General features: G+C 38.7%; 19 protein-coding genes. 12 read left to right on the plus strand and 7 right to left on the minus strand.

What is annotated here, in order from left to right; genetic code table 11:
* Nucleotides 1-2: 2 nt before the first annotated feature.
* The 5 genes from mreC (at nucleotide 3) to EQG61_RS09730 (ending at nucleotide 5,121) form a co-directional block, all read left to right on the plus strand.
* Nucleotides 3-836: a rod shape-determining protein MreC gene (gene mreC, locus EQG61_RS09710; protein WP_129461722.1), complete on the plus strand. Its 834-nt coding sequence runs from the start codon at nucleotides 3-5 to the stop codon at nucleotides 834-836.
* Nucleotides 826-1,335, plus strand: a complete 510-nt coding sequence (locus EQG61_RS09715; protein ID WP_129461723.1) for a rod shape-determining protein MreD — start codon at nucleotides 826-828, stop codon at nucleotides 1,333-1,335. The genes mreC and EQG61_RS09715 overlap by 11 nt, the downstream gene beginning before the upstream one ends.
* Nucleotides 1,332-3,308, plus strand: a complete 1,977-nt coding sequence (gene mrdA / locus EQG61_RS09720; RefSeq protein WP_129461724.1) for a penicillin-binding protein 2 — start codon at nucleotides 1,332-1,334, stop codon at nucleotides 3,306-3,308. Before EQG61_RS09715 ends, mrdA begins: the two co-directional genes overlap by 4 nt.
* Nucleotides 3,305-4,570: a rod shape-determining protein RodA gene (rodA, locus tag EQG61_RS09725; protein WP_129461725.1), complete on the plus strand. Its 1,266-nt coding sequence runs from the start codon at nucleotides 3,305-3,307 to the stop codon at nucleotides 4,568-4,570. The genes mrdA and rodA overlap by 4 nt, the downstream gene beginning before the upstream one ends.
* Before the next feature lie 74 nt (nucleotides 4,571-4,644).
* A complete protein-coding gene (locus EQG61_RS09730; protein WP_129461726.1) occupies nucleotides 4,645-5,121 on the plus strand; it encodes a hypothetical protein in 477 nt (158 codons plus the stop codon).
* Between the two features lie 31 nt (nucleotides 5,122-5,152).
* Here EQG61_RS09730 and EQG61_RS09735 read toward each other — a convergent pair whose 3' ends face one another.
* Nucleotides 5,153-7,324 carry a carboxy terminal-processing peptidase gene (locus tag EQG61_RS09735; protein ID WP_129461727.1) on the minus strand — a complete coding sequence of 724 codons (2,172 nt, stop codon included), beginning with the start codon at nucleotides 7,322-7,324 and terminating at the stop codon, nucleotides 5,153-5,155.
* A gap of 147 nt (nucleotides 7,325-7,471) precedes the next feature.
* Between EQG61_RS09735 and surE the strand changes: the two genes are divergently transcribed.
* From surE to EQG61_RS09760, 5 genes are read left to right on the plus strand one after another with little or no spacing between them, the layout of a single operon-like run.
* Nucleotides 7,472-8,242, plus strand: coding sequence for a 5'/3'-nucleotidase SurE (surE, locus tag EQG61_RS09740; protein ID WP_129461728.1), 771 nt, complete (start codon nucleotides 7,472-7,474; stop codon nucleotides 8,240-8,242).
* A 1-nt stretch (nucleotide 8,243) separates the two neighbouring features.
* Complete coding sequence (locus tag EQG61_RS09745) at nucleotides 8,244-8,519, plus strand: hypothetical protein (protein WP_129461729.1); 276 nt, start codon at nucleotides 8,244-8,246, stop codon at nucleotides 8,517-8,519.
* Between the two features lie 2 nt (nucleotides 8,520-8,521).
* Complete coding sequence (gene lpxB / locus EQG61_RS09750; RefSeq protein ID WP_129461730.1) at nucleotides 8,522-9,634, plus strand: lipid-A-disaccharide synthase; 1,113 nt, start codon at nucleotides 8,522-8,524, stop codon at nucleotides 9,632-9,634.
* 44 nt (nucleotides 9,635-9,678) lie between these two features.
* Nucleotides 9,679-10,365, plus strand: coding sequence for a C40 family peptidase (locus EQG61_RS09755; RefSeq protein ID WP_129461731.1), 687 nt, complete (start codon nucleotides 9,679-9,681; stop codon nucleotides 10,363-10,365).
* Nucleotides 10,366-10,390: 25 nt separating this feature from the next.
* Nucleotides 10,391-12,382, plus strand: coding sequence for a ComEC/Rec2 family competence protein (locus EQG61_RS09760; protein WP_129461732.1), 1,992 nt, complete (start codon nucleotides 10,391-10,393; stop codon nucleotides 12,380-12,382).
* Nucleotides 12,383-12,386: 4 nt separating this feature from the next.
* Here EQG61_RS09760 and EQG61_RS09765 read toward each other — a convergent pair whose 3' ends face one another.
* The 5 genes from EQG61_RS09765 to EQG61_RS09785 all read right to left on the minus strand — a co-directional run bounded on the left by EQG61_RS09765 (nucleotide 12,387) and on the right by EQG61_RS09785 (nucleotide 20,139).
* Complete coding sequence (locus EQG61_RS09765; protein WP_129461733.1) at nucleotides 12,387-12,956, minus strand: thioredoxin family protein; 570 nt, start codon at nucleotides 12,954-12,956, stop codon at nucleotides 12,387-12,389.
* Between the two features lie 36 nt (nucleotides 12,957-12,992).
* Nucleotides 12,993-14,498 carry a peptide MFS transporter gene (locus tag EQG61_RS09770; RefSeq protein WP_129461734.1) on the minus strand — a complete coding sequence of 502 codons (1,506 nt, stop codon included), beginning with the start codon at nucleotides 14,496-14,498 and terminating at the stop codon, nucleotides 12,993-12,995.
* A complete protein-coding gene (locus tag EQG61_RS09775) occupies nucleotides 14,498-16,156 on the minus strand; it encodes a peptide MFS transporter (RefSeq protein WP_129461735.1) in 1,659 nt (552 codons plus the stop codon). Before EQG61_RS09775 ends, EQG61_RS09770 begins: the two co-directional genes overlap by 1 nt.
* A 78-nt stretch (nucleotides 16,157-16,234) precedes the next feature.
* Nucleotides 16,235-17,944 (minus strand): peptide MFS transporter, encoded by a 1,710-nt coding sequence (locus EQG61_RS09780; protein WP_129461736.1) that lies wholly within the window; start codon nucleotides 17,942-17,944, stop codon nucleotides 16,235-16,237.
* A 26-nt stretch (nucleotides 17,945-17,970) separates the two neighbouring features.
* Nucleotides 17,971-20,139, minus strand: coding sequence for a S9 family peptidase (locus EQG61_RS09785; protein WP_129461737.1), 2,169 nt, complete (start codon nucleotides 20,137-20,139; stop codon nucleotides 17,971-17,973).
* 168 nt (nucleotides 20,140-20,307) lie between these two features.
* Between EQG61_RS09785 and EQG61_RS09790 the strand changes: the two genes are divergently transcribed.
* Entirely contained in the window at nucleotides 20,308-21,624 is a 1,317-nt protein-coding gene (locus tag EQG61_RS09790; RefSeq protein WP_129461738.1) for a hydroxymethylglutaryl-CoA reductase, degradative, read from the plus strand.
* A gap of 10 nt (nucleotides 21,625-21,634) precedes the next feature.
* On the plus strand, nucleotides 21,635-22,552 hold the full coding sequence (locus EQG61_RS09795) for a GYDIA family GHMP kinase (protein ID WP_129461739.1): 918 nt from the start codon (nucleotides 21,635-21,637) through the stop codon (nucleotides 22,550-22,552).
* A 51-nt stretch (nucleotides 22,553-22,603) separates the two neighbouring features.
* On the opposite strand, the gene EQG61_RS09800 is transcribed toward EQG61_RS09795, so the two are convergent.
* Nucleotides 22,604-24,694, minus strand: a complete 2,091-nt coding sequence (locus EQG61_RS09800; protein WP_129461740.1) for a peptidylprolyl isomerase — start codon at nucleotides 24,692-24,694, stop codon at nucleotides 22,604-22,606.
* Nucleotides 24,695-24,731: the final 37 nt, after the last annotated feature.

The following is a 24,731-nucleotide window of genomic DNA, read 5'->3' on the forward strand; positions in this document are numbered from 1 at the left end:
ACATGCAGCAAATATTTAATTTCCTATTTAAAAACAGCTATCGTATGCTGTTTTTGCTGCTTATGGCAATAGCGGTATCGCTTACAATTCAGTCGCATTCCTACCACAGAAGTAAAGTGATTAGTTCGGCCAATTTTTTAACGGGTGGCATTTATCAGCGCATCAATGATGTCAACGAATATTTCAACCTTAAAACGAAAAATGAAGAGTTGGCTCTGGAAAATGCGCGTTTAAAAAGCATCTTATTCAATCAAAAAGACACGACTAAAGTGCCGCTTTTGGATTCCATTAAAGGTGTGAAAAAAATTGATTTGATTGTAGCCAAAGTAATTCACAATTCCTACAGCTCCCAAGTTAACTTCCTTACCCTTGATTCTGGTGCAAAACAAGGCATCAAAGAAGAAATGGGGGTAATTAATAGTTTAGGTATTGTGGGTGTTGTCGAAGATGTTTCCCCCAATTATGCGACCGTATTGAGTATTTTAAATACCGAATCACCGATTAATGCCAAAATCAAAAAATCAAATCACATTGGTTCTTTGATTTGGAATGGGAAAAATACAGGTTTTGTACAATTGATCGACGTACCCCGTTTGGCTTCAGTTCGAAAAGGAGACACGATTGTAACCGGCGGACAATCCACGATATTCCCAGAAAATATCAATATTGGAACCATTGAAAATATTTACACGGATGACGAAACGAATTATTACACCATCAACGTTCGTTTATTTAACGATATGACTAGCTTAGGTCATGTGTATATTATTCGCAACAAAGACCGTAACGAAATACTCAACCTAGAAAAGAAAACACAAAAGCAAAATGAACAGTAACGCCTTACTTTTCAATACCGCCCGATTTGTTTTGCTCCTTTTGGTGCAGGTTGTGCTATTTAACAACATCAACTTTTTAGGATTTATTAATCCTTATCCTTATATCTTATTCATCATTTTGTATCCTGTAAACGGAAACCGCTATGGCTTACTTGCTGCGAGTTTTCTATTGGGAATTGTGATGGATTTATTTTGCAACTCGGGTGGCGTTCATACAGCGGCTTGTATTACTCTAGCAGCCATTCGTCCAGCCATTTTTAAATTTTCCTTTGGTTTGAGTTATGAATACCAAACCGTTAAATTAAATGATGTTCTCACACCGGAACGGTTTTCGTTTATACTCATTGCGGTTACCGTACACCATCTGTGTATGTTTCTTATGGAAATATTCGCTTTAGAATTTTTCTGGAGCATTATCGTTCGCACGCTTGTAAGTACTTTGTTTACAATCCTCATGTGTATTCTGATCATCTATTTAATTAAGCCTGGAAAACGATGAGAAAAGTTTTATTGCCTTCCTTAGTAATCATTGCGGGTTCTTTATTGTTGATTCGTATTTTTTTCTTGCAAATCATTGACGATTCGTTCAAACTGAAATCAGAGAATAATGCGATTAAAATCAAATACGATTATCCCGAGCGCGGTTATGTGTACGATCGTAATGGGAAACTTTTGATTGCCAACCAACCGTCGTATGATATTATGGTGGTGCCTCGTGAGGTGAAAAATTTAGACACCCTTGAATTCTGTCAATTATTAGACATCGACAAAGCCTTTTTTCTTAAAAAAATGGAAAAAGCAAGAGTGTATAGTCCGATGCTCCCCTCGGTATTTCTTCCCCAACTCAATAAATTAGAATACGCTGCTTTTCAAGAAAAAATTAGAAAATTCAATGGTTTCTATATTCAAAAAAGGTCGATTCGTGATTACCAAGTAAGTTATGGTGCGAATGTTTTTGGATTTATCGCTCAAGTAAACGAAGCGATTGTAGCCAAAAACCCCTATTACAAACCTGGTGATTTGATTGGAAAACAAGGTATTGAGCAAAGTTACGAGGAGATTTTACGCGGACAAAAAGGGGTTAAACACATCCTTCGCGATAAATTCAACCGAGAAATTGGTTCCTACAAAGATGGTAAATACGATACCATTGCCCAACAAGGAAAAGACATCACGCTAACTATAGATGGCGATTTGCAACAATATGGTGAAGAATTGATGGTGAATAAATGGGGAGGTATTGTAGCTATCGAACCCAAAACAGGAGAGATTTTGGCCTTGGTTACTTCACCGAATTACGATCCAGCCTTACTCGTAGGGCGCCAACGCTCGAAAAACTACAGTTTATTATATCGCGATTCGATTGCCAAACCCTTGTATGATCGCGGACTCTTAGCACAATATACACCCGGTTCTCCATTTAAAATTTTAACCGGACTCGTGGCTTTGCAAGAGGGAGTTATAAGTGACAGCACCCGTTTTGTTTGTAATCATGGGTTTAGTTATGCTCGTGGGCGATTCATGCGTTGCCACTGTTCGGGTGGATCCATCCAATTGCACCGCGCCATTTATGAATCTTGTAACACCTTTTTCTCCAGTTCCTACATCAAAATCATCAATAAGTACAACGACCATGGCTATGCCGTCGACTTATGGGCAAAACATTTAAAGAGTTTTGGCTTGGGAGATTTTATGGGCTACGATTTACCGATTGGTGTTCGAGGAAATATTCCTACTTCCAAAATTTATAATCGTACTTATGCCGGTTGGAAATGGGATGGAAAAACGATTGTTTCCAATGCCATTGGCCAAGGCGAGGTGTTGATGAGTCCGATACAACTGGCTAATTTTATGGCCACCATTGCCAATCGCGGGTATTATTATACCCCTCATATCATTAAAAAAATCAAAAACCAACCTATTGACCCAAAATATAGACAGAAACATACAACAACTATTGACCGCAAATACTTTGACCCCATCATTGAAGGAATGCATGCTGTGTATGGACCCGCAGGTACAGCATCTGGATTAGGAGTTGAAGGCATAGAAATTTGTGGTAAAACAGGTACCGCAGAGAACTTCATGGTGATTAACGGGAAACGAACCAAACTACAAGACCACTCTATTTTTGTTGCTTTTGCACCAAAAGACAACCCGAAAATCGCGATTGCCGTTTTTGTGGAAAATGGATATTGGGGAAAACGTTGGGCAGGTCCTATCGCGACCTTAATGATTGAACGGTATTTAAAAGGGAAAATCACGCGTACAGATTTTGAAAAACGCATGTTACAAGGTAGTTTACAAGATCAATACAACAAGCGATATCCCCAAAAACACCAAGACAGTTTAGGAATATTAAATGCCCGCGTGAAAGACAGTATAGCCCGAGAAAAAGGTAAAATTGATTCTTTAGCCACAAAAAAACCTGTAGAAGTAAAAAAAGATACGGTTAAGAAAAAAACACCATGAGAAACCAAAGTGTAAGTAGCAACATTGACTGGATCAGCATTGTGATATACATTACCCTAGTTATTTTAGGGTGGTTGAACATCTATTCTTCTTCCTTATCGGGTGCGCCAGAGGATGCCTCAATCTTTGACTTTAGTCAGATTTATGGAAAACAATTCCTATTTATCCTTTTTTCCATTCCGATTATATTTACCATTTTAGCCATCGAGGCTAAGTTTTACGAGAAATACTCCATCATTATTTTTGCGGTTTCACTTCTCTCACTTGCTGGTTTATTTGTATTCGGAAAAACAATAGCAGGTCAACGCTGCTGGTACGGAATTGGTAGTTTTACCCTCCAACCGTCTGAGTTTGCCAAAGCGGCAACAGCCTTAGCATTGGCCAAATATTTAAGCGATGTGCAAGTGAATCTACGCGAAATGAACCGCCAAATACAAGCACTATTTATTGTTTTTCTCCCCGTAATGCTTATCCTTCCACAACCCGACCCAGGTAGTGCATTAATTTACTTTGTTTTCTTTTTTGTATTGTATCGTGAAGGATTACCCGGCTGGTATTTGGTTACAGGCTTTATTGCTATCTTACTTTTCATTCTGACATTAGCCACAAACAATCCCTATATTGTAATCGGATTAACGGCTTTAACACTTGTTGTTAATCATTACCGAAGTCGCCTAGTCGACCGCAATATTTTTGCAAGTATTTTAATGTTTTTGATGATTTCGGTGTTTACATTTTCCGTAAACTTCGTTTTTAATAACGTTTTCAAACAACACCACCGCGACCGCTTCAACATTTTATTGGGTAAAGAAGTCGACATGAAAGGCGTGGGTTACAACACCAATCAGTCTGAAATTGCAATCGGTTCTGGAGGTTGGTTTGGGAAGGGCTATTTGGAAGGCACACAAACCAAAGGAGGCTTTGTACCCGAGCAACATACCGACTATATTTTCACCACTGTAGGTGAGGAATGGGGATTCTTAGGAAGTCTTTTTGTGATTGGCTTGTTTGTCGGACTCATACTCCGCATCATCTATTTGGCGGAGCGACAGAAAACGAAATTCAGTAGGGTTTACGGGTATTGTGTCGCGGGAATTCTCTTTATCCACTTCTTTGTCAATATCGCCATGGTTATTGGGGTTTTCCCGACCATTGGGGTGCCACTACCCTTTTTCTCCTATGGAGGTTCCGGATTATGGGGATTCACTATTCTATTATTCATATTCCTTAAAATGGATGCCAATAAGGTAAATGAGTGGTAAAAATAGGATTTAACAGAATCTTATCAGCCCTTTATTAAGGATTATTGTACCTTACTTTTTTAAATTCCAAGCTTATGAAAACAATACAAAAAATCAGCATAGTCGCTTTACTCCTGTGTTTCAGCGCTAATTTATCAGCACAAGAACAACAAACCACAACGGTTTCACCTGAAGTTATTCAAAAACAACAAGAAGAAGCTTTAAAAGCACAAAAACAAGCTGAAAAAGAACAACGAAAGGCTGAAAAAGCGCAACGCAAAGCCGAACGCGAAAAGGAAAAAGCCGAAGATAAATTACGTAAAATTGAAAAGGAACAACGTAAAATTGAAAAAGCCCAAGACCGTGTAGATTCCTATGAGAAAAAACTGCAGAAAGAACAACGCAAGTTAACCAAGATGCAAGAAAAACTCGAGAAGAAAATTCGCAAGAATAAAACAGAACCCGATGATCTTGAAGCCGCCAATAAGGCAATTCTCCGTCAACAAGAACGAATTCAAGAAACACAGCAAGACCTTGAAAAGGCAAAAGAAAAATTGCAACGTGTACGATAAAAAAAGCCCCGATTAATTCGGGGCTTTTTTATTATGACTTCATTATTTTTTCTTTTTTCACTTTGTTGGATACCCCTTTATTGGAACCGTTTTGTAAATCATCCAATACGTGAATGGCTTCCTCAATGTAAATATCTTTGGATAAATTTTCATGCCAACGCGAACGTTTTTCTTTTAATGTTGCATCCGTTTTCATTTGTTCTTCTTCGTCTGGTAACGATTTGAATTCAAATTTATTAGTATAATCACCCAATGATTTATACTTCTTATTGGCTTCATCTAATTGCTTTTGCTCTTGCTTGTATTTATCGATTTGAAGGCTAAAAGTTGTAACATCATTACGTTCGTCCAACCATTTGGCATTTTCATCAATCAATTTCATTTGCGTATTATTCGCAATTCGCTTTTTACTACTCGCTAACGCATAATCATAGTTGGGTTCATTACTCCATGTTTTGTATTGTGCTGGATCAATTTTATCCCAAGGCATAGCATTATCAATATCGCGCTCACCCATTTTTAAATACGCATATTTATCGGGCATTACCACATCACTTTTTACGCCTTCCAATTGGGTTGAACCCCCATTGATACGGTAAAATTTCTGCGTTGTTGTTTTTAATGCTCCTAAATCTCCTACTGAACTTCCACGAACAAATTGGTTCAAATCAATTACATTCTGTACTGTTCCTTTACCATAAGTTTGTTTTCCACCAACAATAACGGCACGTTTGTAATCTTGCATTGCTGCCGCTAAAATTTCTGAAGCTGAAGCGGAAAATTCATTGGTCATAATCACCAACGGGCCGTCCCAAGCAACTTTGGGATCACGATCATACAACACTTCTTTGCGTCCTGCCGCTGAACGTACTTGAACAATCGGACCTTGATCAATGAACAATCCACCTATGTCAACAACGGTTTTTAAAGAACCTCCTCCGTTGTCACGTACATCCACTATCATTCCTTGAACGCCTGCAGCTTTTAGTTTTTCAACTTCCACAGCTACGTCTTTGGCTGCATCACGACTGTCTTTATTTTCAAAATCGATGTAAAATTTAGGCAAATAAATAATCCCGTATTTTACCCCATTTTTCTCTACAATACTAGAACGTGCATAGGTCTCTTCTATCTCAACTTCATCTCGAATAATCGAAATTACTTTCAACGAACCATCTTGTTTTTTTACGGTTAAACGAACTTCCGTTCCTTTTGGACCTTTGATTTTTTTCACCACATCATCCAGGCGCATACCAACTACATCCACAGGTTCTGCTGAACCTTGAGCGACTTTCAACACGATATCACCTGCTTCCAATTCTTTTCCTCGCCATGCTGGTCCACCCGAAATTAATTCCGTAATTTCTGTGAAATCATTTTTCTTCTGTAAACGCGCACCGATTCCTTCTAATTTCCCACTCATGCTTACATCAAAACGCTCTTTGTCTTCAGGAGCAAAATACGATGTATGGGGATCAAAACGCGTAGTGATTGCATTTACATATACTGAAAACCAATCCGAACGCGTTAAATCTTTGATGAAGTCAAAATTCTCATTCAACGACTTTAACGCATTATCGCGGGTTTCTTTTTCTAATTGCTCATACGATTTAACTTCGATTTTAGCATCCTTCTTTTCTTCTCCCTTTTCTTGCAATTTTTGTTTTTCCACCAAAGAAGAAAGTGTAGATAACTTGATTTGTTTTCTCCAACGCTCCTTTAATTCGGAAACATCTTTACAATAGGGAGCACTTTCATAATCGGTATTGATTGATTCATCAACTTTATAGTCAATCGGATTTTCCAAAATCTCGCGATAATAGGCCCGACTCTCTTCCATACGTTGAACCAAACGATTGTATGTCAAATTAAAAAACGTTAGATCGCGACCTAAAATTTGATCGTCAATTTTCGTTTCATATTTAGAAAATTCATCGATATCCGACTGTAAAAAGAAACGTTTAGATGGATCTAATGCATCGATGTATTCTTTGTACACTCCTTTTGAAAACGTATCGTCAATGTTTGCCGGGTTATAATGACCTTTCTCAATTACATAGGTTAACAATTCTAAAAGTAGTTTGTCTTTTTCGGGATCTCCGTCTTTAGATTTGGGCATAAAGCTCCACAATCCAATGGCAACTACCAGTACCAATAAGATTTTTTTGAAGTGTCTTTTCATAAAGTTCACAATTGCATTCATTAAGTGTCCTAATTTACATAAAAAACCATGCCAGCAATTGATGGCTTGGAATAAAATTTTGTTAAACCATGGCTTTTGCCAAAGTTAGGAAAATTGTCACGTATCAGTCCCAAAATATGTACTTTTGTTACAATTCGAAAACAAACTATGCAATCAAGACCCTTAATTTTAGTGACCAATGACGACGGTATCACTGCGCCCGGAATTCGAACACTAATTGCGGTGATGCAAGAAATTGGTGAAGTTTGTGTTGTCGCGCCTGATCGCCCTCAAAGCGGAATGGGACATGCCATAACCGTCAATGACACCTTGCATTTGCAACGCGTCTCCGCTACTGAATCACCAATATTGGAATACAGTTGTTCAGGAACGCCCGTAGATTGTGTGAAAATGGCGGTTCACGAAGTGCTAAAACGCAAACCCGACCTATGTGTTTCAGGGATTAATCACGGGTCAAATTCGTCCATCAACGTGATTTACTCAGGAACGATGAGTGCAGCGGTTGAGGCCGGCATTGAGGGCATCCCTGCCATTGGGTTTTCTTTACAAGATTTTAGTTGGGGCGCTAATTTCGAACCTACAAAATCGTTTGTAAAAAAAATAGTTTTAGAAGTTTTGGACAAAGGACTACCGCAAGGTACAGTGCTCAATGTAAATTTTCCAAAATTGACGGAAAACGAAATTAAAGGTTTTCGCATTTGTCGACAAGCCAACGCCTACTGGCAGGAAAAATTTGACAAACGAACTACCCCTTTTGGGAAAGAATATTATTGGTTAACAGGCGAATTTATCAACCCTGACAAAGGTGAAGACACAGACGAATGGGCATTAGCCAATGGTTATATTTCTGTGGTTCCTGTTCAATTTGATATGACTGCGCATCACGCAATACCTGTTTTAAATCGTTGGGAATTGTAATATGAATCGATACAAAGAACTTTTTTTTGGCTGTTTGGCGGGATTAGCAACTGCTGCTGTCGGCATCGCATTGGTTTTGTTTTTCATGACGGATTTTCACCAACATTACAACCTCAAAATCACCAAAGCTGAAGGAATTTTAGGTAAAACCATTACGTTGGGCACCTTGTTGAATTTGGCTACTTTTTTTTGGTTTTTAAATAAAAAGAAAGATTTTTGGGCGTATGGTGTGTTAATCGCTACTTGTTTACTTACGCTGCTGACTTTATTTGTTTGATTATGAAGTACTATATCATTGCTGGAGAAGCTTCGGGCGATCTTCACGGTTCCAACTTAATGAAAGCGCTATTCAAAAATGATGCGCAAGCTGAAATTCGTTTTTGGGGTGGTGACTTAATGCAATCGGTGGGTGGAACCCTAGTCAAACATTACCGCGATCTTGCCTTCATGGGCTTTGCCGAAGTAGTCTCCAATTTGGGCACCATTCTTCGTAATATATCTTTTTGCAAAAAGGACATTCTTGAATTCAATCCTGATGTCATTGTATTCATTGATTACCCTGGATTCAATATGCGGATTGCCAAATGGGCGAAAAAACAAGGAATCAAAACGCATTACTACATCGCGCCCCAAGTTTGGGCTTGGAAAGAAAATAGAATTAAAGCCATCAAACGTGATTTCGACCAACTGTCGGTCATTTTGCCTTTTGAAAAAGAGTATTTCGAACAAAAACATAATTTTCCTGTAACCTTTGTGGGCCATCCTTTAATCGATGCTATTCACAACCGACCCCAATCCGATGAAATTGCTTTTAAAAAGGCGCACGGTTTAGACGACCGCCCGATTATTGCCCTTTTACCGGGCAGTCGGAAACAAGAAATTTCGAAAATGCTCCAACTCATGTTGAACGTTGTCCCCGATTTCCCTGATTATCAATTTGTGATTGCTGGCGCTCCTAGTCAAGACTTTTCTTTTTACGAACCGTTTTTGCAAGGAAAAACAATCAAATTTGTTTCCAATAAAACTTATGATTTATTAGCGATAGCACATGCTGCATTGGTCACTTCAGGAACGGCAACCTTGGAAACGGCTTTGTTTAAAGTGCCTGAAATTGTGTGCTACCGCGCCAACCCGATTTCGTATCAAATTGCCAAACGCATCATTACACTTAAATACATTTCGCTGGTCAATTTAATCATGGACGAACCGGTTGTTGCCGAATTGATTCAGGACGAATTGAATCACGACCGAATTCAAGAGGAATTGCATAAGATTTTAGACCCCAATTATCGCACTCAATTATTGGCAAAATACGACGAACTCGAAACAAAATTAGGAGGTTTGGGCGCGAGTGAAAAAACAGCGGCTCATATTAGGAACAATTTAACATAGGACAATTCCTTAGTTTGCCTTATCTTTGGCAAAATTTTTTTGGCATGTCAAAATGGTTCGGATTCATAGCGCTTTTGATGGTATTGGTTTCTTGTAAATCAACGCAATCGCCTATCATTACTTCCAAAAAAGAAGCCATCAAACAGAAAAAATACACCACGTATACGCCGCAAAAAACAACAACGGCAACGGCCAGTTCAGCAACCAAAGACGCCAAACCCAAAAAAGTAAAATCGATACCTATTCCAAAAGAGCCAGAGAATCCGACGCCTTCTCAAACAAAAAAACAAACCATTGTTCTTGATCAAAATGAAGACGACATCGTGTTAACTACCGATGATGCTACCTATTTTTCTGAACAATTGGTGAACAATGCCATGGATTATATTGGAACTCCCTATCGTGGCGGCGGTACCAGTCGGGACGGTTTTGATTGCAGCGGATTAATGTTTACTACATTTCAAGCTTTTGACATTATTTTACCCCGCAGTTCCCACGAAATGGCCCGTATTGGAAGGGTTTTGGACCGAAGTGAAATTCGTCGTGGTGACTTAATTTTCTTCCGAACTAATGGCCGTCGCACCATAAATCATGTCGGAATGGTGACAGAAGTGACGGAAGATGAAATAAAATTTGTACATTCGTCAACACAACAAGGCGTCGTAGTTTCCTCCACCAAAGAGCCTTATTACCAAAGAACTTTCGCACAGGTGAATCGAGTTATCGAATAATTTGTAATCACCTAAATTCGGAAATATGAATACCTTTCAATTTCCGCTGATTCGTATTACACTCGCATTTATTACAGGAATTGTTTGTGCCCGATTTTTGGCACTTACCAATGTCCAATTAATAGCTTGTATCATACTTACAGCGGCTATCGTATGCGCCTTTTATCGGTATTCCAAACAGCATATTCGCGCTGCATTGGGATTTGGCAGTTGTACTTTTGTACTCTTTCTTTTCATCGGAATGGGAGTCGTTCGGATGCATAACAAATTAATGCATTCCGAACATTTTGCGCATAAGGTTACCACTGCACAATCCATGAGGGTTACTTTCAGTTTAGAATCGCCTTTGCGGTCGAGTAAAAAAAACTACCGCTATGTAGGAGTGCTGAAATCAATCAACAACCTTGCAGTAACCGGTCGCGTCGTTGTATCGTTTCCTAAAGCCCAAAAAAGACCCAGTTTTAAAGAAAATTACGCTGGATTGGTTTGGTTTATTCCGTTGCAAAGGAAACCGAATCCTGGGCAATTTGATTACGATTCCTATCTTAAAGACCAATCCATTTACGGTCAGATTTTTGTCAAAAAATACCAAAATTACCCCAAAACCCGTACAACATTTTTGGAATGGGTGCCCGCATTTCATGATAAAATTGCACAACGATTGTCCCATTCTTTAGATGCAACCACCGCTCCAATTGTCATGGCCTTGATTTTGGGTCAACAACAAGATATTAATCCCACAATCAACAAAGACTATCAGTTGGCGGGAGCTGTACATATTTTATCGGTTTCTGGATTGCATGTAGGGTTCATTTTGCTGTTGTTGCAATTGCTTGTCAAACCTTTTCCTAATACCAAAAAGTATCGATTGGTAAAAATGATTCTAATCGTAATGGGATTATGGGGATTTGGGATTTTGGCAGGTTTGGCGCCTTCTGTGTTGCGATCGGTGACCATGTATTCGTTTGTCACTATCGGACTTTATTTAAAACGAACAGTAAACATCTATAATACGTTATGTATTTCTGCCTTCCTTATTCTTTTATTTGATCCAAATACGCTGTGGAATGTGGGGTTCCAATTGAGTTACCTGGCGTTGTTTTTTATTGTTTGGCTCCAACCGAAATTCAAGAAATTCTATGTTCCCAAAACAAAAATCGGCACCTATTTCTGGGAACTCACCACGGTTTCATTTGCGGCACAATTGGGCACCTTTCCCTTATCGTTATATTATTTCCATCAATTCCCGGGTTTGTTTTTTATCACCAATTGGATTGTTCTTCCGCCATTGACCATTCTGATGTTTTTAGGCCTGTTGGCTGTACTGTTTACCAGTTTCAACATTGCCTTGGGCCCCATTGCTCCCCTACTTTCTTTTTCTATAAAACAAATGAACGCTTGTATCCATTGGATTGCGGATCAGGATCAATTTATCTTTCAAAAAATCCCAATGAATTTAGCCTTAATGTTGGCGTTGTATTTACTTATTTTCTCACTAGTTTTCCTTTTTGAAAAAAGAAACTACACCCGATGGATGGGAGTTGGAATTAGTATAATCACACTACAATTAATCGTTATCAAAATAAAAATTGAACAACAGCAATCGGAATTTGTGGTTTGCCATCTCCCGATAGCATCCGCGATACTTTGGAAAAACAAGAATCAATTATTTATAAATTCGGAAGCCAAACAAAGCCCATGTATCGATGATTATTGTATTGCTCAATTTATTGTTGGTCAAAAAATCAATACACTTCCACAAAAAGTAGTATGCAAAAATAAAGGCATCGCCATAGTCGACAGCTCGGGTGTTTTTCCTAAAAAGAAAGGGCTAGTATTGGTTTTAAAAAACAGTCCGAAGTGCCATTTGGAGCGTTGGCTGGAAAACTACCGCCCTACCCAAGTAGTTGCAGACGGGAGTTCGACACCCGCCATCAAAAAATTATGGAAAAGGAGTTGTGCAAAATTAAAAATCCCTTTTCATGACACAGCTGAAAAGGGACCTTTTATCTTGTGAAAAATTATTTTTTCTTAGGAGTTGTTGCGGGTTGCTTTTTGGGAGCAGGTGCTTTCTTTTTGGTTGGAGCTTTAACAGGCTCAGTCGTCACAGGCTTTGGATCGGGAACATAGCGTGCAATCATTTCATTGGCGCCCGCTAACCATTTTTCAGGTCCGCCCGCCACATATCCTGTTTGACCCAATTGTTCAAAATTGGTTTTTCCGTCTACTAATGTTGGTTTAACAATATACACCGTAGGATAACCTCTAGGTTGAAAAACTTGTTGCATTTGCATATTTTGTTGACGCAATGCATCGGGTTGTTGGGTGCGACGTGGAAAATCCAATTCAACCAAAATTACTTTTTCTTTGGCCCATTGAATAAACTCGGGTTTTTTGAATACTTCACTTTGCAAGCGCATGCACCAACCACACCAATCGCTTCCTGTAAAGAAAAGGAACATTGGCTTTTGCTCGGCTTTTGACAATTCAATGGCTTTATTGATGTCTGTGTGCCATGTAAGTTGTTCTTCTTGTGCTTGTAAATTTTGACAAGCGAGTAGAATTAAAAATGCGAATAAAATCTTTTTCATAGTCTAAATTCCCTGTTTAAGGTCGAAAGTTACAAATTATTTGACATCCTGCATCAACTTTCGCACCAAAGGCGAAATTACAATGAGGACCACACCCGCAACTAAAGCATACAACGCCAATTGTTGGTAGCCGTCGGCATAGGTGTTTAATTTTTCAAGATTGGTGGCATTTTTAGAAGCTTCTGCAATTCCGGCACCCAATAAACCAGCAAAATACTGACCGTAGGCACTCGCCAAAAACCACATTCCCATGATAACGGCTTGCGTTTTTTGAGGTGATAACTTGGTCATGGCACTCATACCTATTGGCGATAAACACAATTCCCCAAACGTGATAACAAACCAACCCAATGTGAACAAATCTAACGAGGTTTTTCCATCAGGACCAGCGAAGAATTTGGTGTAGTAAAACACCCAAAAACCACCTGCTAGGAACAAGAATCCCAATCCAAATTTGACCACCGTATTGGGCTCGATTTTCTTTTTTGCCATCCAAATCCAAACCATTCCGACTAAGGCGGCGAATACAATGACAAACAAAGAATTGGCTGAATTATTAACTCCGTTTGGATCTAATTTGACACCTAGAACTGTGTTTTGGAGATTATTGGCAGCAAATAAACTTAACGAACCTCCACTTTGTTCGAAGAACGCCCAAAAGAAGATGGAGAAGATTATGAAAATTAGAGCGGCCAATAATTTTAAATTTTCAGCCGTTGAAAAGTTCTTCATTTCATAAAAAAGATAAACTACCGATAATGGTCCAATAATCATCATGAAATAATCGGTATAGGTTGTATTGGCCACCATTTTTATGATTATAGGTATAAAAATGATTGAAGCTATGTAGGTAGCAATTTCCAATGCTTTTCGTTTAGAAACCTCCATATGAGCTAAAGGAGACAATCCGATTTCACCCAAACTTTTTTGCGTTTGCGTAAACGTTAGTAAACTAACAATCATCACAATGGAGGCAAAACCAAACGCGTAATTCCAACGCAGATTTTCTGCGACAAAAGAGCTCCACAAATTGCCATTTGCTACAGCAATACAAATGTAACCTCCAATTAATGCTCCGAGATTTACCCCAGCATAAAACAAGGAAAAACCAGCATCTCGTCTAGTATCATTATCGCGGTACAATTGGCCAACCATGGAAGAAATATTTGGTTTGAAAAAACCTGTTCCTACAATAGTAAACCCGATTCCTGTAAAAAATAAATCTTTCGGACTTATCGCAAGAATAATACTTCCAATAATCATGAGAATACCTCCCCAAAAAAGCGATCTTCGTAAGCCTAAAATTTTATCGGCAAATAAACCTCCAATAAAGGTGAATGCATATACCCAAGCTTGTGTGGCGCCATATTGAAGATTGGCCGTAGTTTCACTCATGTTGAGTTGACTCACCATAAATACGGCTAACATCCCACGCATTCCATAGAAACTAAAGCGTTCCCACATTTCACTGAAAAATAAATACCACAATTGTTTTGGGTATTTCCCTTTAAAATCTTGAATTTGTTCGATTGTTGTTTCCATTAGCGAATTCCATTTTCACGCATTACCGCGTTTAATCGTTTTAATAAGACAAACATTAATGAAGCAGCGAATAAAAGTAAGCCGAAGTTCACCCAAAAGAAATTGGATTTGTCTTCATAACTGTCCCACATACTGGCCAAAACACCCGATAATTTATTTCCAATGGACGTAGCCAAAAACCAACCGCCCATCATTAAGGAAGTGATGTTGCGCGGACTTAATTTGGACACCACGGATAAACCCATTGGACTCAAAAAGAGTTCCCCAATGGTAATAACTCCGTAATTGGCGACCAACCACCAAACGGATACTTTCTCGGCACCGTTATGGCCTGCTTTCACTGCAGCAACCATGACCAATACCGACAAGGCAGAAATCAAGAGTCCGAACGCAATTTTAGTCGGCGTCGTCGGTTCTTTTTGTCGGTGACGTAAAAAGGTAAAAAAGGCTACTACCAAAGGCGTTAATAATATCACCCAACCCGGATTGATGGACTGACTTAAATTGGACGACCAGGTGTAGACTGCGGCTTCTTCTTGTGGTTTTTTCTCAGGGGCTACATTGCGGAAATACAACGGGTAGTCCACGGTTTTGATCACTTCACCATCTTTCTTTTGAATACGGAAATATTCATCATATAAGGCAACGCTGTCTTTTTTATAGTGTAATGTATCAACGAGTACTAATTTCGATCCAATTTGTTGCGCCGTTCCCGTTAATTCGCGGTCGGTATATTTATCACCCCAATTGTTCAAGGCTGAACCGTTGAGTTTGAATACCGCCCAAAACAAGATCACTACGGCAAAAATAGAAAGCAAAGCACCGATCGGTCGTTTCTCTTCGGCTTTGGCTTTGAAATACAAACTACCGTAGAAGAAAATTACGGGAATACAAGCAAAAATAAAAGCATCGGTACTATCCGAACCAAAGATATAACTGTCGGTATTGGTTTCGGAATAGGTTCCTTTTAACATCCATCCAATGATTCCAAAAACCACAGAAGGTACTAAGATGTAAAGGACAATTTTACTAAAAGGCATATCGCCAGGTTGTTCCCCTTTTTTCTCGACTTTGTCGCCATAATGTTTGGAACCCAACAAAAACACAATAACACCAATAATCATCCCGACACCGGCAGCCATAAAAGCATATTGCCAACCAAAAAGGATTTTGAAAGCAGCGCCAAAGAAATTACAAATAAAAGCCCCGACATTGATTCCCATGTAGAAAATGTTGTAACCTTCGTCCTTCTTGTCTTTGTATTGCTCGTCGTTGTAGAAATTCCCCAATAATGTTGAAATGTTCGGTTTAAAGAATCCGTTCCCTAAAATCACGAGCGTCATCGCCAAATACAACATTGGCAGACTGTGGATTCCCATCATCATATAACCCGCACCCATCATGAGTCCGCCCAACACAATTGACTTTTTATAGCCCCAATAACGGTCAGCAATTAAGCCCCCAACGAACGGCGTTAAAAACACCAAGGCAATGAAGGTTCCGTATAAATCAGACGATTCTTTCTCGGTCATTTTGAAACCGGCTTCCACATCTTTAAGATAAAGCGTAAAAATTCCGATCATGAGGTAGTAGCCAAAACGCTCCCACATTTCCGATAAAAACAAATAAGGCAGTGCCTTAGGATGACTTTTCCACATAGTTTTTGGGTATTAAAAAACAAAACCTACAAGACGAACTTGTAGGTTTGAAAGATATAAAAATATTTTGGAATCGAATTATTTGATACCGTGCATCATACGTTTTAAAACAGGAGTCAATGAGGCTAATAATACTGCTGCGATACCACACAATACCACAAAAACCATAAAGAATTCAAATAAGTTGTGAATTGTGAAACCTGCAAAGGTTGGATAATCTAAAGCAATTTGATTGTCAGCAAATGCTTTCACTTGTTCTGCTGATAACGTAATTTTTTTATCTAAAACATCTTGGAGATTTACGCCTATCTCTTTTGCTTTTTCAAACTTATCCCCTGTTGCTGGAATTAAAGCTCCCAATGTTCCCGCTAAGGCATAACCCGCAGCATTTGAAATAAAGAACACTCCATATAACAAAGAGGCAAAACGCTTAGGCGCTAATTTACCCACCAAAGACAATCCGATAGGTGACAAACACAATTCTCCAATTGTTTGAATGAAATATAACAACACTAACCATTTGATGGCCAACATACCTGAATTACCCAAATCTTTCACATTGTAAGCTATAATGAAATAACTTAATGCAATAAAGGCCAATCCAAAAGCTTGTTTCATAGGAGATATCGGCTCTTTTCCAGCAGCACGTAGTTTATCCCACATTAAACTAAATGGAACAGCTAAAAGAACAACAAACAATCCATTAAAGATCTGTACCATTGAAGCTGGCATTTCCCAATTAAATAAGAAATGACGGTCGGTCTGATTTGATGCAATGAATGTTAATGAAGAACCGGCTTGTTCAAACGCAGCCCAAAAGAAAATAATAAAAAATGAGATGATGTAAATCACTAAAATTCGTTGAATTTCAACTTTAGTTAATGTTGAATCCAACAGAATAAGAATTGCTAATGAAATCCCTGCACCATAAATAATAGGATAAATTATCCCTTTTACTAATGTTCCTATTTCAAAATTTGAGAATCCGAATTCGCCTACATGCAAATAACGGAACACAAAAAATAAAACTGTGAATAATACAGCAACTAAACCAATTGATTTAGATGAAAATTTCGCTTGTTCTTCAACTTCACCAGAAGTAGCATTATTATTTGGTTTACCACCAATTGGCAATCCTTCAGGAGTTACAACATATTTATTCTTCAATAAGTAAAACACCATTGTTCCTAAAACCATAGCAATACAGGCCATTAAATAACCCCATTTAAAAACGGTTGGATCTTGCACTTTGCCAATTTTAACATCAGCAAAAAGAGGAACAAAATATTGACTTAATAAGGCCCCGATATTAATACCCATGTAAAAAATCGTGAAAGCCGAATCCAATTTAGTCTTTTCTTGCGGAGGATATAAACTTCCCACCATAGAAGAAATGTTCGGCTTAAAGAATCCATTACCGAAAATTATCACAAATAACCCCATCCAAAAAACAGATTTGGAAAGGTCTAAATTTGAATCATAAATCGTGGCACTGTAGAATAATAAAAACTGACCGATAGCCATTAATGAACCACCTAACATGATACAGTTTCTATTTCCAAAGTATTTATCAGAAATGAATCCTCCCAAAAGTGGTGTTAAGTAGCAAAGGGCCAAAAATCCTCCATAAATAATAGATGCATTTGATTCCCCAAGCATTAAGGCATGAACCATAAATAAAGTTAGGATCGCTCGCATTCCGTAGAAATTGAATCGCTCCCACATTTCGGTCCCAAACAACACCCAAAGTCCCTTTGGATGTCCGGTCTTTACAGCAGTTTCGCTCATAAATATTGGTTTTAGTTTATTTAGAATTATAGTTTTTCTTTGATGAAATTGGTCAACTTATTGAACAATTGAATTCGGGTTTTGCCCCCGTAAATGCCGTGGTTTTTGTCGGGATAAATCGCCCAATCAAATTGCTTGTTGGCTTGTACCAAAGCTTCAATCATTTGCATGGAATTTTGTACGTGAACATTGTCATCTGCTGTTCCGTGCACCAACAAGAAGCTTCCTTTTAACTTGCTCACATGATTGATTGGTGAATTATCATCGTAGCCGCTTGCATTTTCTTGTGGGGTTTGCATGTAGCGTTCCGTATAAATGGAATCGTAGAAACGCCAGTTGGTTACCGGAGCGACCGCAATTGCCATTTTAAACACATCGGCGCCTTTGAACAAACAATTGCTCGCCATGAATCCGCCAAAGGACCAGCCGAAAATTCCGATACGGGATTTGTCTACATAGGCATACGTTCCTAATACTTTTGCTGCATCAATTTGATCTTCTACTTCAAATTTACCCAATTCCTTTTGCGTACATTTTTTAAAAGCAGCGCCTTTGAATCCCGTTCCACGACCGTCCACACAAACGGTGATATACCCTTGTTGTGCGAGCATCATAAACCAATAATCGTTGGTATCCAACCAATCGTTGGCCACTTGCTGCGAACCCGGACCCGAATATTGGTACATGAAAACAGGATATTTTTTAGTAGCATCAAAATCTTTGGGCTTAATCATCCAAGCGTTGAGTTGGTGGCCTTTTTCAGTCGTCAATACAAAAAACTCTTTGGTGGGCAAATCGTATTTTTTCAGCTTTTCAGTTAAGGCTGAATTTTCTACAATCATTTGCACTTGCACACCGTCTTTGGCACTGTTCAGTGAATAAGTAGGCGGTACTGTAGCTGAAGAAAAGGTATTGATAAAGAACTCAAAATTCGGACTGAATGTCGCCGCATTGGTGCCTACTTGTTTACTTAATTTCATTTTCTTTTTACCATCTAAACCGATACGGTACACATCGCGCACAATTGAACCGTTTTCAGTCGATTGGTAAAAAATAGTTTTGGTTTTTTCGTCAAAGCCGTAATAAGCAGTCACTTCCCAAGCCCCTTTGGTTACTTGGTTTTTCAATTTACCTGTTTTATCATAAAGATAAATGTGGTTCCATCCGTCTTTCTCAGAAGTCCAAATAAAACTATTGTCTTTTAAAAATGTTAGATTATCCGTAACATCCACATAAGCATTATCTTTCTCATTCAAGACCACTTTTGCTGCTGCAGAAGTACCATCAATAAACAACAAATCCAAATTGTTTTGGTGACGATTCAAAACTTGCGCACACAATACATTGGCATCATTGGTCCAACGCATACGGGCGATGTAAAAATCATTGTATTGCGAAAGATTAACTTCTTTCTTTGTATTCGAAGCAACATCTACAAGATGTAAAGAAACCAACGCATTTTTTTCGCCAGCTTTGGGATATTTGAATTTTTCTTGGGTTGGATATAACGCTTTCTGGTAAATATCCATAGAAAACTCGGGCACTTGGCGTTCGTCAAAACGAATGAAAGCTATCTTCTTACTGTCGGCACTCCAATCAAAAGCACGTACGAAAGCAAATTCTTCTTCATATACCCAGTCGGTGATTCCGTTGATGATCGCATTTTTTTCACCATCATTCGTAATTGCCGTTGAATTTCCAGAAGCCACATCCATCACATAAAGATTGTTGGCTTTTACATAAGCAATCTTACTACCATTTGGAGAAAACAAAGGCTCTTGAACTTGTTCTAAAACTTTACGAAGGGATTTGGTTGTAAGATCATACAAATAATAATCGGCGGTAAACGAGTGGCGGTAAATGGGATTGGAATTGTTGGCTATTAAAATTTGTTTTTCATCCGAACTAAAGACATAACTATCGATACCTTCTGCCAATTCTTTATGATTTTTGGTATCCAAAAGAGTCGACACTTTTTTCAAAGTTGCATAATCGTACAAGTCGATTTGCTGACTTCTCGAACCGCGGTCGGTATTTAAAACCGTGTATTGGTTGGTGTTCTTCATGGCTTGTAGTTCGTCCATTCCTTTGGAACGAAACATGCCCATGTATATTTCTTCTACAGAAAGTTTGGACTGAGCAGAAACAGTAATTCCTACGGCCAAAAACAAGGCGACAAGGCTTCTTTTTATCATATTCTAAAAAGTGGTTTGTTAACGAGTCCAATTTTAATGAAAAAAAAGCAAACCACCGTCTTTTTTTAGCCAAAATGCACTTCAACAAGGCTTTTTATTTCCTTAAAATTACTTTATTCTCTTGTTCGAAGCTGTATCTTTGTGGGGCAAATTGATAATCAACTGAAAATGAATCAAGCCGTATCTGGATTTTCGAAATTATCCAAAGAAGAAAAAATCCAATGGATTGCTCAAACCTACTTCAACACGCCGGCAGAGGCGGAAAAAATCCTGAAACAGTATTGGAATCAGGATGCTAAACTCCAACAATTGCATGATGAATTCATCGAAAATACGCTAACCAATTTCTATTTACCGATGGGAATTGCGCCCAATTTCAACATCAACGGACGGTATTATTCCGTTCCGATGGTTATTGAAGAAAGTTCGGTAGTGGCAGCAGCAGCTAAAGCGGCTAAATTTTGGAGTACCCGTGGCGGATTCAAAACCTCGATTATTGGCACGGAAAAAATTGGCCAAGTCCACTTTTTATTTCAAGGTTCGATCGAAAAACTTCAACCGTTTTTTGACAAAATAAAACCGCAATTTTTCGAAGCTACCGAACCCATCACACGAAACATGAACAAGCGTGGCGGCGGGATTCTCGACATTGAATTACGGGATAAAACCTCGGAATTAGCCAACTACTTTCAATTGCACGCGACGTTTGACACCAAAGACAGCATGGGGGCAAACTTCATCAATTCGTGTTTGGAACAATTTGCCAAAACCCTACGCGAAGTCGCAGCAACTGAGGAAAGTTTTACTCCAGACGAGCAAAATATTACTGTAGTGATGAGTATTTTATCCAACTACGTTCCCAATTGTGTCGTTCGTGCCGAAGTTTCATGTCCTGTTGAAGATTTGGCGGAAAAGAAAATTGATGAGCCACAGGCTTTTGCTGAAAAATTTGTGCAAGCCGTTAAGATCGCCGAGATTGAAACCTTCCGTGCGGTAACCCACAACAAAGGCATTATGAATGGGATCGACGCGGTTGTTCTGGCAACGGGTAATGATTTTCGTGCGGTAGAAGCCGGAGTGCATGCCTATGCTGCACGCAATGGCAAATACAGCAGTTTATCGCATGCTAAAATCGAAAACGGAATCTTTACGTTTTGGATGGATGTTCCATTAGCTTTAGGCACGGTAGGCGGACTCACCTCTTTACATCCTTTGGTGAAAGTGGCTTTGGAGATTTTAGGAAAACCTTCGGCTCAAGAACTGATGCAAGTAGTGGCAGCGACAGGTTTGGCTCAAAATTTTGCCGCCTTACGTTCGCTAACCACAACCGGGATTCAAGAAGGCCACATGAAAATGCATTTGAACAATATTTTAAACCAATTTCAAGCCACAGCAGAAGAGCGTAAAATCGTACTCACGCATTTTGCGGATCAAACCGTGACACATGCTTCTGTGGTTGAAATGATTGAAAATTTACGCCGTTAGTCAAACCGCTATGAAACAGACGTTCTACAGCAATGGTAAATTACTCATTACGGGCGAATATGTCGTCCTCGACGGCGCGAAAGCTTTGGCTTTACCTACGCGTTTCGGTCAAAGTTTGCACATTGAACAGGGAAGCGACCAAATGATGCATTGGAAGAGTTATGACCATGACAAAAGTGTATGGTTTGAAGCGACAATTCCTTTTGAATCGATACAACGAAAAGAACGGTTTGATGCACCCCATCACCTCAAAAATACGTTGATTGAAATTCTACACGAAGCGTATTTAATGAATGCCGACTTCCTTTTGGAATCAGAAGGATATGTGGTTACAACTGAATTGAGTTTTCCCAAAAACTGGGGATTGGGTACTTCGTCCACTTTAATCAACAATATTGCACAATGGGCCCAAATCGATGCCTTTACCTTATTAAAACGCAGCTTTGGAGGGAGCGGTTATGATGTTGCTTGTGCCCAATACAACACGCCTATTCTTTATCAATTACAAAATGAGTTACCTGTGGTAGAATCGGTTGATTTTGCTCCAGTGTTTGCAGATAAAATCTACTTTGTGTATCTCAATCAAAAAAGAAGTTCGAAAGCGGCCATTGCAGCGTATTTGGACAAACAAGGGGATATTGCAAAGACTGTAACTAAAATCAATGGTTTAACGCAACGAATTCTTAATGCAGATCAACCCAAAGATTTTGCTTTGGCATTACGCGAGCATGAAATTGAGCTGAGTGATGTTTTGGAGGAAATGACGATACAAGAAGCTTTATTTCCCGACTTTGAGGGTGTTATTAAAAGTTTAGGCGCTTGGGGCGGTGATTTTGTTATGGCGATTTCGAAAGAAAATCCGACAGACTATTTTCATTCCAAAGGGTATCCGACGGTACTTTCGTATCAAGAAATGATACTACTATAAACAAAAAAATCCCGATGTACATCGGGATTTTTTTATGGGATTAGCGCTCTATTAATAGAAATCTAAACGATTATCTTCAATATCAGCAGCGTTTTTCAATGTTGAAATTACGCGTCCTGTGTTTTGAGCCGCTTGTTGTTTTAATTTATTCACGTAGTCATCGTACTTCGCGATTTTAGGAGCTTTCGTTACTGATTTTGTTTTTACTACAAAAACACCAGAAATTCCTTCAATTGGAGCCGATACTTTGTTTGCAGGAGTTCCAAAAGCGGCACCAACCACTTTAGGTTCCATTCCTACATTGGGTAACATCGGACTGTCAACAGAAGCCGCAGCTACATTTTGAACGGTCACTTTATTAGCGGCAGCAATTGATTCTAATGAACCACCTTTAACTTTAGCTAAGATAATTTGTGCTTTTTTCTCGTTTTTGATAATTCCTTCTACAGATGGACGAGCTTCTTCAACACTAGTCAATCCTTTAGGGTTAATCTTTTTCAAACGGGCAATCACGTGACCAACATTTACTACTTCAAAACGTTTGATATCACCAATGTTGGTATCATCTGTATACGCCCATTTCACAATTTGACGTTGATTCCCTGCAGCACCTACTGCTTCATCCATAGCTTTAGCACGAGTAGATTCTACTTTCAAGTTTGCCTTTTTAGCTACAGCAGCAAAATCCTTCCCTGCAGCATCCATTTCAAATTGGGTAGCTTTCGTATACGCTTCGTTAGTTGTCGCTTCTGAAGGTTGGATTTTATGTGCAATCGTCGCTAAACGAATTGCATCTTGTTTATCAGTAACATTGATAATGTGGTATCCGAATTCTGATTCTACTAAACCAATAGTTCCAACAGGATTGTTGAATACGAAATCGTTGAAAGGCTTAACCATTTGACCCTGACTAAAATATCCTAAATCACCCCCTTGTTGAGCAGAAGAATCATCAGAGTTGGTTAACGCCAACATCATGAATGAACCTGGATTGGCTTTCGCTTGTGCTAACAAACTTTCTGCTTTCGCTTTTGCTTCTTCTTTGGTTCTTTTTTCTTTTTTCTGAACACGGTCAATTCCTTCCCAGCTGATTAAAATGTGGCTCGCTTTTGCTTTATCATTCGCTTTACGCCCCATCATTTTACTTAAGCAGTAATATTTGTTGTTTACATAAGGACCGTAGATTTCTCCATTTGGTAAATTAAACAACGCATCAGCTACTTCAGCAGGCAATTGTTGTTTTGACACATACGTTGTATCATAAGGTAAATCCGAATTTTCACCCACAAATTCAGCAATGTTAGTTGCATTTTTGAATCCAGGAAGTGTATCGTTTGTACCTGTAGTTTTGTTGTATTCTACTTTCGAATTCAACAAGGCTACTAATTTTTCTTTTACTTCGTCTTGATCTTTTGTAGACGGTTTATCTTCTACTAACACGAATTCGATTTCACGTGTTTCTTCCGCTTTGAATCGTTTTTCGTGTTTTTTCATGTACGCCGTAATATCTTCATCCGTAACTTTTACTTCGCTATCTTTTACAGAAGAATACATGATACCTACGTAATCAAAGTTTACTTTATCTTGTTCTAAAGCATATTTGAATTTTCCTTCAGCAGTTGTAGTGTACATACCTGCTTTTACAAGAGTATTGTAAATTTGGTACTGACCATTCAAGACCATATCTTTTTCACGATCCTCAAACATTTTAGCTTGTTCAGGATTGTTTTTAAAGAAATCTTTAAATTTATTCAAGTCAAATTTCCCGTTTGTTTGGAACATTGGAGAGGATCCAATATTAGGATCTTTTTTGAATGCGTCTAATTTGTACGCTTCCCCAACACGGATTCCTGCTTTATCGAATTGATCAACCAAAAGGGCTTTGTTTACTTCAATTTCCCAAGTTTGATTAACGGCTTGCGTTTGTGTCATCTGACCGCCTTGCCCACTCTTTTCAAGATTGACTACTTTAAGTTTGAAATCTTCAAATGCAATATCTTTTCCATTTACACTTCCTACATCATGCGACTGACTTTTCAATCCTTTGGTAAATAAATCTTGTACTACAAAGGCTAAAAGTGCAAAACCGATGATCAGTAAAAGTAACCCTGAACGATTTCTAATTTTCTGTAAAACTGCCATTTTATTACTATTATTTTTTATTTCAGTCTGCGAAAAT

Origin of the sequence: Flavobacterium stagni (assembly GCF_004122105.1) — a bacterium.
GTDB lineage: Bacteria > Bacteroidota > Bacteroidia > Flavobacteriales > Flavobacteriaceae > Flavobacterium > Flavobacterium stagni.

What these genes read in the sequence shown, in the direction of transcription:
- EQG61_RS09785 (WP_129461737.1), bottom strand. Translation starts at nt 20,139, where the DNA reads ATGATAAAAAGAAGCCTTGTCGCCTTGTTTTTGGCCGTAGGAATTACT.
- EQG61_RS09745 (WP_129461729.1), top strand. Translation starts at nt 8,244, where the DNA reads ATGAATCGATACAAAGAACTTTTTTTTGGCTGTTTGGCGGGATTAGCA.
- rodA (WP_129461725.1), top strand. Translation starts at nt 3,305, where the DNA reads ATGAGAAACCAAAGTGTAAGTAGCAACATTGACTGGATCAGCATTGTG.
- EQG61_RS09790 (WP_129461738.1), top strand. Translation starts at nt 20,308, where the DNA reads ATGAATCAAGCCGTATCTGGATTTTCGAAATTATCCAAAGAAGAAAAA.
- EQG61_RS09800 (WP_129461740.1), bottom strand. Translation starts at nt 24,694, where the DNA reads ATGGCAGTTTTACAGAAAATTAGAAATCGTTCAGGGTTACTTTTACTG.
- EQG61_RS09795 (WP_129461739.1), top strand. Translation starts at nt 21,635, where the DNA reads ATGAAACAGACGTTCTACAGCAATGGTAAATTACTCATTACGGGCGAA.
- EQG61_RS09735 (WP_129461727.1), bottom strand. Translation starts at nt 7,324, where the DNA reads ATGAATGCAATTGTGAACTTTATGAAAAGACACTTCAAAAAAATCTTA.
- mrdA (WP_129461724.1), top strand. Translation starts at nt 1,332, where the DNA reads ATGAGAAAAGTTTTATTGCCTTCCTTAGTAATCATTGCGGGTTCTTTA.
- mreC (WP_129461722.1), top strand. Translation starts at nt 3, where the DNA reads ATGCAGCAAATATTTAATTTCCTATTTAAAAACAGCTATCGTATGCTG.
- EQG61_RS09780 (WP_129461736.1), bottom strand. Translation starts at nt 17,944, where the DNA reads ATGAGCGAAACTGCTGTAAAGACCGGACATCCAAAGGGACTTTGGGTG.
- EQG61_RS09755 (WP_129461731.1), top strand. Translation starts at nt 9,679, where the DNA reads ATGTCAAAATGGTTCGGATTCATAGCGCTTTTGATGGTATTGGTTTCT.
- EQG61_RS09715 (WP_129461723.1), top strand. Translation starts at nt 826, where the DNA reads ATGAACAGTAACGCCTTACTTTTCAATACCGCCCGATTTGTTTTGCTC.
- lpxB (WP_129461730.1), top strand. Translation starts at nt 8,522, where the DNA reads ATGAAGTACTATATCATTGCTGGAGAAGCTTCGGGCGATCTTCACGGT.
- EQG61_RS09765 (WP_129461733.1), bottom strand. Translation starts at nt 12,956, where the DNA reads ATGAAAAAGATTTTATTCGCATTTTTAATTCTACTCGCTTGTCAAAAT.
- EQG61_RS09775 (WP_129461735.1), bottom strand. Translation starts at nt 16,156, where the DNA reads ATGTGGAAAAGTCATCCTAAGGCACTGCCTTATTTGTTTTTATCGGAA.
- EQG61_RS09730 (WP_129461726.1), top strand. Translation starts at nt 4,645, where the DNA reads ATGAAAACAATACAAAAAATCAGCATAGTCGCTTTACTCCTGTGTTTC.
- surE (WP_129461728.1), top strand. Translation starts at nt 7,472, where the DNA reads ATGCAATCAAGACCCTTAATTTTAGTGACCAATGACGACGGTATCACT.
- EQG61_RS09770 (WP_129461734.1), bottom strand. Translation starts at nt 14,498, where the DNA reads ATGGAAACAACAATCGAACAAATTCAAGATTTTAAAGGGAAATACCCA.
- EQG61_RS09760 (WP_129461732.1), top strand. Translation starts at nt 10,391, where the DNA reads ATGAATACCTTTCAATTTCCGCTGATTCGTATTACACTCGCATTTATT.